At 44.9% G+C, this 9,635-nt stretch carries 8 protein-coding genes and 1 pseudogene; 2 read left to right on the top strand and 7 right to left on the bottom strand.

The features are described 5' to 3' along the window. The first annotated feature begins 209 nt into the window (after positions 1–209). Entirely contained in the window at positions 210–683 is a 474-nt protein-coding gene (locus tag LIZ87_RS21460) for a MarR family winged helix-turn-helix transcriptional regulator (protein ID WP_178316934.1), read from the top strand. Between the two features lie 115 nt (positions 684–798). On the opposite strand, the gene LIZ87_RS21455 is transcribed toward LIZ87_RS21460, so the two are convergent. The 3 genes from LIZ87_RS21455 to LIZ87_RS21445 form a co-directional block, all read right to left on the bottom strand. Next, entirely contained in the window at positions 799–2,310 is a 1,512-nt protein-coding gene (locus LIZ87_RS21455; protein WP_178316935.1) for a CoA-transferase, read from the bottom strand. A gap of 138 nt (positions 2,311–2,448) precedes the next feature. After that, a complete protein-coding gene (locus LIZ87_RS21450; protein ID WP_227149155.1) occupies positions 2,449–3,777 on the bottom strand; it encodes an MATE family efflux transporter in 1,329 nt (442 codons plus the stop codon). Between the two features lie 396 nt (positions 3,778–4,173). Beyond that, positions 4,174–4,677 (bottom strand): DUF975 family protein, encoded by a 504-nt coding sequence (locus tag LIZ87_RS21445; RefSeq protein ID WP_227149154.1) that lies wholly within the window; start codon positions 4,675–4,677, stop codon positions 4,174–4,176. Between LIZ87_RS21445 and LIZ87_RS21440 the strand changes: the two are divergent. Further along, a pseudogene (locus tag LIZ87_RS21440) lies at positions 4,653–6,059 on the top strand (IS1634 family transposase); the annotation flags it as partial. The gene LIZ87_RS21445 and the pseudogene LIZ87_RS21440 sit on opposite strands and share 25 nt — an antisense overlap. A 110-nt stretch (positions 6,060–6,169) precedes the next feature. Here the strand turns inward: LIZ87_RS21440 and LIZ87_RS21435 are convergent. From LIZ87_RS21435 to LIZ87_RS21420, 4 genes are all read right to left on the bottom strand, one after another. Next, a complete protein-coding gene (locus LIZ87_RS21435; protein ID WP_227149153.1) occupies positions 6,170–7,861 on the bottom strand; it encodes a recombinase family protein in 1,692 nt (563 codons plus the stop codon). A gap of 95 nt (positions 7,862–7,956) precedes the next feature. Beyond that, positions 7,957–8,115, bottom strand: a complete 159-nt coding sequence (locus LIZ87_RS21430; RefSeq protein ID WP_227149152.1) for a hypothetical protein — start codon at positions 8,113–8,115, stop codon at positions 7,957–7,959. 438 nt (positions 8,116–8,553) lie between these two features. Next, positions 8,554–8,790, bottom strand: a complete 237-nt coding sequence (locus tag LIZ87_RS21425) for a helix-turn-helix domain-containing protein (protein ID WP_227149151.1) — start codon at positions 8,788–8,790, stop codon at positions 8,554–8,556. Between the two features lie 5 nt (positions 8,791–8,795). Continuing rightward, positions 8,796–9,212, bottom strand: a complete 417-nt coding sequence (locus tag LIZ87_RS21420) for a sigma-70 family RNA polymerase sigma factor (protein WP_227149150.1) — start codon at positions 9,210–9,212, stop codon at positions 8,796–8,798. Between the last annotated feature and the right edge of the window lie 423 nt (positions 9,213–9,635).

Genomic DNA, 9,635 nt, shown 5'->3' with positions numbered 1-9,635 from the left:
AAAAGAAAAGTGGTGCTGGGCGTAATCAACCAGCACCAACTTTGTCTACAGTCTGTCTATTTTTACCGAAAAATAGTTTTTTAGCTTAACCATTTTGACGGACGATGGACGTTTTGCACGGATTTAAAATCTTGCAACGGAATTTTAGATATGATATGATGGATATGTCCAGAATAATAAGCATTTAAGTAATAGGAGCTGAAGCCTATATGACCCACTTTTCAGATATTGACAACGCATACCGCAAAGTAACTGCCAGGGCTAATATGCTGTATGAGTTTGTCATCTTATATCACAATTACATCTATAGCCAGCACACTTACGAGGCTGAAAACTGCAACATGATAGAAATACATACCCTTACCTATATTGACGACTGCCCCGGCATCACAGCCACCCAGCTTTCCAAAATCTGGCATAAAAGCAAGAGCGCCATATCCCAGACAGTCAAAAAGCTGATCGAGGCCGGATACGTAGAAAAACGCTATATGGAAAACAACGAAAAAACAGCCCGCTTATATGTGACCGAAAAGGGGAAGCGCCTTTCCAGTGTCCATAAAGCTTATGACGTGGCTGATATTACACAGACTACGGCTTACCTCGTTGAACAATGCAGTGAGGCCGACCTGGATGCCTTTTACCGGATCATTGAACAATATACGAAGCTTCTTAAACCTGAATAATAGCTATCTTCGCTTTTTCATTTTACCCTCCCGATCATATCTGGGATAAGCAGCAAAAAAGGCCCTGCAAAGCAGACCGGTCTCCATCTGATTTGCAAGAGCCTTTTCTATTTGTCTATATCTCCACCTCAAAGGGCAGCTGATCCAAAATGTCTTTCTGTACATCCACCCCCGGATAAGCCTCGATCAGCTTCAGTCCCTTCGGCGTCAGCCGGAAAACGCAGCGTTCCGTTACATACAGCACCTTCTGGCCGTTTGCAATGGCCCGTTTTGCTGAAAAGCTGATACTGCTCACCTTGTCTACGAATTTCGGGATCGTTCCCTCCTTATGTATGGTCACAACCCCTTTCTTCTGTGACACCTCCAGTCCCTTGGTGTTGAATGTGAGGCAGAAGACCACGCTTGGTGTCTTCGCCGTAATGTTGGCAAAGCCTCCGATTCCCGCAAATGCGCCAGGCCCGCGGTGGGCGTTGACATTTCCCTGGCTGTCCACCTCAAGACCGCCCATAAAGCAGATATCCAGTCCTCCATTGTCATAGAGGTCGAACTGGTTTGCCATATCATAGACGGAGGCTGCTCCTATCATCGCTCCAAAAGCCTCGCCGGAAACCGGAAAGCCTCCGATGCCCCCGGACTCCACGGTAAGCGTGACCATGTCCAGCATGCCGTTTTTTCTCGCATGTCTGGAAACCATCTCCGGAATGCCGATCCCGATGTTTACAATATCATCCACCCGCAGCTCCTGGGCCGCTCTTCTGCCAATGATATTGCCAATGGCATTATTTTTCGTCATATTCACAGAAACCGTGTCGATCTTCTCATTCCAGGCGCTCCAATCCTCATAAGGGATCTCAAAGCTTCCTGTCAGAGCCGTATATGCTTCATTGCGCGGCTCCGGTTCCACCACTACGATCGCATCCACCAGACATCCAGGGATGATCGCGTTTCTGGGACGGGAAGGTGTGTTAACCAGACGGTCCACCTGCACGATCACTTTTCCATGGTTTGCCTTCACGGCCTGGCAGATCGACAGCGCATCGCCGGACATAAACATGTCATCAAAGGAAATATTGCCCTTTCTGTCTGCCGCTGTTCCCTTGATCAATGCAACTGTGAGCTTCGGAAGCTTGTAGTAGAGAAATTCCTCTCCATCCACCTCCACATATTTTACCAGGGAATCATCGATGGATATCCGGTTAATGCCAGGTCCCTCCATTCTGGGATCCACAAAAATGTCCAGCCCAACCTTAGACAGGGCGCCGGGCAGTCCGCTGGCCTGGGCGCGGATCGCGTGGGAGATACAGCCCAGAGGCAGATTGTACGCCTCAAAACGGTCCTCCAGCACCAGCTTCTTTGTACTCAGCATCGCTCCAAAATGTCCGCAGATCAGCCTGTCCACCGCGCCTTCCCGAATATAACCTTCCGCATTGCGTTCCTCATCCCAAACGCCAAATCCCGCACTTGAGACAACCGTCAGATGCCTTGGGGCCTGCATCTTCTCGTATCTCCGGTAAAGGGCCTCGTGCAGCTCCACCGGGCTTTCGATACCCACGAAGGAATTAACACAGATACAGTCTCCATCCCGGATCAAGCGGATCGCCTCATCAGAACTCATAATCTCATACATAAATATTTCTCTCCTCTTAAACAGCACATGGAACAATTTTATCAGAATAATCCTTCATCGTCCAGCATTTTATGCGTATTATGCATACGCCGCTGCTCCAGACAGAGGAGATATTTGCAAAAACAGGCCGGTATGGCCTTAATAATGGTACTCCCCCTTCTTTGCCGCGATAAACAACACCGTCATCACCGCGGCTGCCAGCTCAGCCACAACAACAGAAAACCAGATTCCATCGATATCAAAAATCATAGGCAAAATCATAACGGCAGTCACCTGAAACAGCAGGCTTCTTAAAAAAGAAATCAGTGCGGAGGTCAGGCCGTCATTTAAGGCAGTAAAGAATGAAGAGCCATAGATGGCGATTCCTGAAAAAAGGAAGGAAAATGAATAGATCATAAAGGCTCTCGTTGTCATTTCCATCAGTCCTTTGTCATAGCCCACAAAGATTCCGGCCAGAGGCTTTGCCAAAAGCTCGGCCAAGCCAAGCATCACCACAGCAAAGATCCCGATGATCATATAGCTCTTCTTTAACAGTCCCTTCAGCTCCCGGTGATTCTCCGCCCCGTAATGATAGCTGACAATGGGCGCCACGCCTGTCGAATATCCGATAAAGATAGCAAGGAAAATCATATTTACATACATGAGCACCCCGTAGGCGGCAATTCCGTTCTCACCGGCATATTTCATCAGCTGGAAATTATAGAGCATGCTGACAATAGAGGTTGAAATATTGCTCATAAGCTCTGAGGAACCGTTTGTACAGGCCTTGACCAGTGCCCTTCCGTCCATGGCTGTCCTTGTCAGCCAAAGCACGCCGGATCTTGATCTTGCAAAATAGACAATAGGAATAACGCCGCCAAGGACCTGGCTGATCGCCGTTGCCGCCGCGGCTCCCACAAGCCCCCAGGAAAATACTGCCATGAAAAGGGCATCCAGCACCATATTTGTAAGCCCGCACACCACAGTGACCATCAGCCCCAGCTGCGGCTTTTCCGCCGTAATAAAAAAGCTCTGGAACTCAAACTGGAGCATAAAAAAAGGCAGTGACAGCAGGAGGATCCTTGCATAAGTCACGCAGTTATTTAACATATCTCCCTCCGCTCCCATCAAAGATGCCAAGGGGCGGATAAAAATAAAGCTGATAACGGAAATGGCAACTCCGCAGGCAATTGTACTGTATACAAACAGGGAAAACAGCTGCCGCGCCTTATTATCGTCTCCTTCGCCCATGGTTTTGGAAACCAGTACGCTGCCGCCGGAACCGAACATAAAGCCGATGGATCCTAAAATCATCAGCACCGGCATAATAAAGTTGACAGAAGCAAAGGGTGTCTTTCCCACAAAGTTGGAAACAAAAAATCCATCGACCACGCTGTACAGTGAAGTAAACACCATCATAATCATTGATGGGAACGTAAACTGCAGCAGCCGTTTATAATTAAAATGATCAGAAAGCTGAATACCCATCCTTACCTCCTAAACCAACGGGCAGCAAATTCAGCCGCAGCCGGAGCCAATTCCTTGATATCCCATTCCGTCGTGTTGATCGTCAGGTGATAGGCACTGCTGCTGCCCCAGCTTCAAAGCTGCGTCATAATGCGCCTCTTTAAGTACGAAATCATACTTGTAGCAGTATAGTATGATTTCGTACTTATGTCAATAAGTATTTCGTGGTTTCTGTCATTTTCTGCACATGCCTCATCCCAAAATGCAGCCTTTGACTAGACCGCTTTTTTCAGCATAGCAAAACAGGCACTTTAGCGGGAGCAAGTACCTGTTTCTTCTACAAAGCGAGGGCATCGCTCAATCATCTAATTTGATGATTTTGCGACACCCTCTGCTCAATAGCTATCTGTCCTCTTTTTACCTCTCCTCTTTCAGAACCGAATACAGCTCCGTCTTTGTGGCCATATAATAAGGGGTTGAGTATAAAACGCCTGTGATTCCCGCCGTGAAGGCGCTTAAAAGCTCCCAGCCGATAAAGGACATATCCATGGTAAACTTCTTCCACTTATTTCCCTTCATCATCTCTTTGCTGATGCGGAAGGCATCCTTTTTGGATAATTGGGGATCATCCGCCAGAAGGTGGGGGATCATACAGTATTCATAGCTCTTCACAATGCCGGGGATGATGAACAGGATTCCCCACAGGGCGATATAAACCTGCCTTACGAACTGGATCTGTACCACATTCCAGTAGCCGCCGGACTGGAAGGGATACAGAATGTCCTTAATCTCGCCCTCGTCCTTTGCATTGTTCAGAAAGTATTTGCTTCCCCCGATTTCAAATACCTGGAATACAAAAATCCTCAGTGCCGTCAGGATAATGGACAGCACGCCGCCGGAAGATTGCAAAAAAGCATGCATTTTCTTATGACCTGGACTCGATTCTTTCTCGGCTGGTCTATGGAAGAATCCTGGCACCTTCTTCCAAGCTTTCCTGTTACGAGCAGTCTGCAGACCTGATCGAACCAATTGCCTTTGAACTTCACCAGGTCTACCGGGCATTGTCCGTGATTGCGGAAGAATCTTCTTTCATTCAGGCAGAGCTCTACGAAACCAGCAAGCGGCTTATAAAACGACAGACAGGCATCCTTTATTATGACTGTACCAACTACTTTTTCGAAACAGAACACCAGGAAGGACTCAAACAATACGGTCCAAGCAAAGAACACAGACCCAATCCGATTGTGGAAATGGGATTGTTCATGGATTACAGCGGCATCCCGCTTGCATTCTGCATCCATCCTGGAAATACGAATGAACAGACTACTCTGATCCCGCTGGAAGAACAGATCATGAAGGATTTCTCACTTGCCCGATTTATTGTCTGTACCGATGCCGGATTATCGTCGGAGACGAATCGGAAATTCAATAACTTTGGCGGACGCTGCTTCATCACGACACAATCCATCAAAAAGCTGAAGAAAGCAGAACGGGAATGGTGCCTGGCCCCGACCGGATGGCACCTGAAAGATACCACCGATGTCTATGACATCCGAAAACTGGAAGACACTGAGGAAAACCGAAAGAAAATATTTTATAAGCAGTTGTTTGTAGAGGGAAATGATGGGAAACGAGAGATTGACTTTGATCAGACCCTCATTGTGACATACTCGTTAAAATACCGGGATTATCAGCGTGATATTCGTAATCAGCAAGTTCAGCGGGCACTGAAGACAGTTGAAAAAGACCCGAAAAAGACGGAAAAACATAATCAAAACGATTTTCGCCGCTTCATAAAGAAGACCGCTGTGACAGCCGATGGTGAATGCGCAGAAAAAAAGATTTACTCCATTGATCAGGACATGATCCTGAATGAATCGCAGTACGATGGTTTTTATGCTGTATATACCAATCTGGATGATGACCCGGCAGATATCGCGCAGATAAACCGCGGCCGGTGGGAAATCGGGGAATCCTTCCGGATTATGAAAACAGAGTTTGAAGCCAGACCGGTCTATTTAAAGCGTGATGACCGTATTAAAGCGCACTTCACAACCTGTTTCATTGCCCTTTTGATTTATCGCATCCTAGAAAAGAAACTGGATAATGATTTTACCTGTGACGATATCATAGCAACTCTGCGAAACATGCGAGTTACAAAAATAGGAAAAGAGGGCTATGTTCCCTCTTATACACGAACCGAATTAACAGATGCATTACATGATTATGCTGGATTCCGGACGGATTATGAGCTCATGACCCAAAGAACCATGAAAGGAATCTGCAGACGTTCAAAGGAGTAGAATTCTATTACTCCCTTTTTCAAAAATCAAAAACCCTTAGAAATGGCTTATTTATAGGGATTTCATAAGGATACTTTTTAGATTTAGGATAGCGGTATAGCATGACGGTGTTATACCGCTTTTCCCATATATACATTGACCTTTGAACGGTCAAATACTCCGATATGGTTATAGATAATCTCGATTTCCTGTATTCTTTTACCACTGCTTTTATCTGCTTCATGGACGATAATGCGGTCTATGAACTCATGCACAATCTCCGGTGTCAGTTCCGGTATCTCCGTATACTTCTTGACAGTAGACAAGAATGACTTTACATTGACACTCTGTTGTTCTTCCTGTGACAGTTCCATGCGGAGTGTTTCAATTTCTGACTGCACCTCTTTCTGCTCCGCTTCATATCCCTGTGACAGTTTTGCAAATCGTTCATCAGAAAGTTTACCGCTTACATTATCCTCATAGATACGTTGGAACAGATTGTCTAACTGTGTGTAGCGTTTCTCCTTATCGGACAGCACACGCTTTTTCTTTGCCAGTTCCTTATTTTTCTGTTTCATGTCAGCGTCCATCACCATCTGCACAAATTCATCTTCATATGCTTTAACATAGGAAACAACCTCTCGCAGATTCTCCAGTACCAGTTGTTCCACAACCACGTTGCGGATATAGTGCATAGAGCAGTTGTGGGTATCAGAACGGTAATTACTGCACACAAAATTATGTTTGGTGTCAGGGTCATTCGCTCGTCTGTGAAAGGATAGTTTCTTTCCACAGTCTGCACAGTAGAGGATTCCCGAAAACATCGGCATTTCTCCCATTTTGGTAGGACGTTTGCGGTTCGCCCGAATCTTCTGCACAATGTCAAAGGTAGACTGGTCGATAATCGGCTCATGGGTATTCTCAAAGATTTTCCATTCCGATTTATCATTCTCAATCTTCTTTTTCTGTTTATAGGACTTGCGGTGTGTCTTAAAATTCACCGTATGCCCCAGATAGTCCATGCGTTCCAGTATGTCCACCACAACGGTACTCGACCATTGGCAGGGATTCTTCGGTACATTTTTAGCAATGCCATATCCTTTGCTAAGTGCATAAGCAGTAGGACACAACACTCCTCTTTCTTTCAGAATGTTTGCGATTCTTCTCGGTCCGTACCCGTCCACACACAAGCGGAAGATTTCTCGGACAATCTCTGCGGATTCTTCATCAATCAGCCATTCTTTTGGATTGTCGGGATTCTTGCGGTAGCCATAAGGAGCAATGCAACTCATGTGTTCGCCTGCTAATCCTTTTGCTTTCTTCACCGCCCGAATCTTCTTACTGGTATCTCTTGCGTACCACTCGTTAAACAGATTTTTGAACGGTGCAAGGTCATTGTCTTTCTGTACGTTGCTGTCTACATCATCATTCACAGCGATAAAGTGAATATCTTTATCGGGGAAGATAAATTCCGTATACAATCCCACTTTGATGTAATCACGCCCGAATCTTGACAGGTCTTTACAGATAATACGTTTCACAGTGCCTTTCTGTGCGTCCTCAATCATCTGTTTGAACTGCGGACGCTCAAAATTCGTACCGCTGAATCCATCGTCAATATAGAACTGGTAAGGCGTGTAACCGTTTCTCTCCGCATATTCCGCAAGTATCTTTTTCTGATTGACGATACTGTCCGAATCCCCAACATTTCCATCATCTTGCGACAAACGACAATAGAGTGCTGTGATTCCCGTATCTGTTCGCTTTGTCGGGGAAGTGGTAAAAGTATTTCCTGTGGCAACTGACTGTATGTTCTTCAGCATATTTCCTCCTGTTCCGACAGTCACACAGGCAATGCTTGTATAGATATAAGATAACACAACCACTGTCTTTTGTCTGCCTTTTTTATAAATCTGTCTTAAATCTGCCTGTTGCATCTTGTATTTCGCTGAATCAGACGCTTTATCGTGTCTTTTGGTTCTTCCTGCGTCTGACCGTTTGATTTTACCTTTACACGGTAAATCGTATTGCCGATACGGTATTCACGTACCACTGGTTCTTCTGCGTTTTCTGTCATTCGATTCCCCCTTCCCTTGTTAGATTCCGAAGCAGTCAGACGGTGTTATCCTCACCCACAGGGATTTCACCTCTGCATGGTTCTCATGCAGCCGCACCCATTGCCTGCGACGCTTCTAACGCTCGGACTGTGGCTGTGCGGGAGTATCATTATCTGACAGGACAGGTCATGGCAGAGAAAATCGACGTATTTCCCCTTATGGACACTGACAGGGTATCGCTTTCTTGCAGAGCAAGGTCATGGCGTATCAGCCCACAGGCTCGCTGTCTGTCAAAAGTATCTGACTGCTTTATGAAGTTTTCAAAGAGCATGGAAAAATAATTCTTTCCTTTGCCAATACTCGCCACTCAAGGCGGATTTGTTGCATTTTTAAGAATTTTTCCTTTTTTCACACAGTAACTACCCACAGACAGGAGATTTGTTGCATTTTACAGAATCTTATCTGATTTCCATTTCAAATTTTAAAATGGCTTTTGTAATGGCAGTTTGGATTCTGCCTTTTAATTCCCTGTCAACGACAATCTGAACGCCACCATATTCATCATAGAACGGACGTAAACAAGCCTTTGATATGTATGCGTTATAATGTTCTAAAATCTTTTCTATGGCTTCGTTGTCGCCATCGGAAGCCATGCGGATAGTCGTAAATCTCGGACATCTTTTTACCTGTTTCATCTGTGTTATTCCTCCGTATAGTTTTCTCTGATAATATTCAGTGCTCTCATTCTTCCCCGGTAAACGGAACACCTTGAAATTCCGATGATTTCTCCGATTTCCGTATCTGACATATCAAGGAAATAGAACATTAAAATAATGTTTCTCTGCCTGTCTTTTAATTTCTGAATCGCTTTGCACAGATGTTCATCATAGACATGGATTTCCATACCATAGACAAGAAATGCTGTATATTCAACAGAATATTCATCTATGGCACTGGCATGGTTCAGATCCGCTTCTGTTACGTCACAGAACGGGATTTCATGCTTTGCCCGTCTGCCAAGTTCCCTGTAATAATTCTTGACTGTTCTGTCTATGACTTTGTGGATAAGGCAGTCAAACTGTAGCCTTATGGCACTCTCAAATGAAGAAGGTTTCATAATCTCACCTCCTTCCTGTGCGATGTAAAAGCGTAGAGATTCTTACCTCTTTTCGCTCTGACACTCACCACAGAGATGAGATTTGTTACCTTATCTGAAAATATATTTGTAAATATTTTCAGACAGCAAAAAAGCACAAGAACATTGGATAAGTATTGTTCCTGTGCTTTAATGTTTGTTCCTGCTATATGATGTAAAAAACCACATACAGGAGTATAAAAGACTATCGAATCAAAATGAATTTTTTTGACAATAGTGAGTACTTTAAAAACGGTTGATTATTTAGGTTCATTAAAACGGTTGCCTCCAAGAGCCGTTAAAATAAAACCTATGATTGGCAAAATAAAAACGACGGCTTATTAACCGTCGTCAGACTGTAGACAAAGTTGGTGCTGGTTGATTACGCCCAGCACCACTTTTCTT

Origin of the sequence: Lacrimispora sp. 210928-DFI.3.58 (genome assembly GCF_020554865.1) — a bacterium.
Lineage (GTDB): Bacteria > Bacillota > Clostridia > Lachnospirales > Lachnospiraceae > Enterocloster.
Note: the sequence above shows the minus strand (reverse complement) of the source record. Positions and strands in the feature narration are given on the sequence as shown.

Excerpts from the sequence above, each read along its gene's own strand:
- LIZ87_RS21460 (WP_178316934.1), top strand. The coding sequence starts at position 210 with ATGACCCACTTTTCAGATATTGACAACGCATACCGCAAAGTAACTGCC.
- LIZ87_RS21450 (WP_227149155.1), bottom strand. The coding sequence starts at position 3,777 with ATGGGTATTCAGCTTTCTGATCATTTTAATTATAAACGGCTGCTGCAG.
- LIZ87_RS21455 (WP_178316935.1), bottom strand. The coding sequence starts at position 2,310 with ATGTATGAGATTATGAGTTCTGATGAGGCGATCCGCTTGATCCGGGAT.
- LIZ87_RS21425 (WP_227149151.1), bottom strand. The coding sequence starts at position 8,790 with ATGAAACAGGTAAAAAGATGTCCGAGATTTACGACTATCCGCATGGCT.
- LIZ87_RS21435 (WP_227149153.1), bottom strand. The coding sequence starts at position 7,861 with ATGCTGAAGAACATACAGTCAGTTGCCACAGGAAATACTTTTACCACT.
- LIZ87_RS21420 (WP_227149150.1), bottom strand. The coding sequence starts at position 9,212 with ATGAAACCTTCTTCATTTGAGAGTGCCATAAGGCTACAGTTTGACTGC.
- LIZ87_RS21430 (WP_227149152.1), bottom strand. The coding sequence starts at position 8,115 with ATGACAGAAAACGCAGAAGAACCAGTGGTACGTGAATACCGTATCGGC.
- LIZ87_RS21445 (WP_227149154.1), bottom strand. The coding sequence starts at position 4,677 with ATGCATGCTTTTTTGCAATCTTCCGGCGGCGTGCTGTCCATTATCCTG.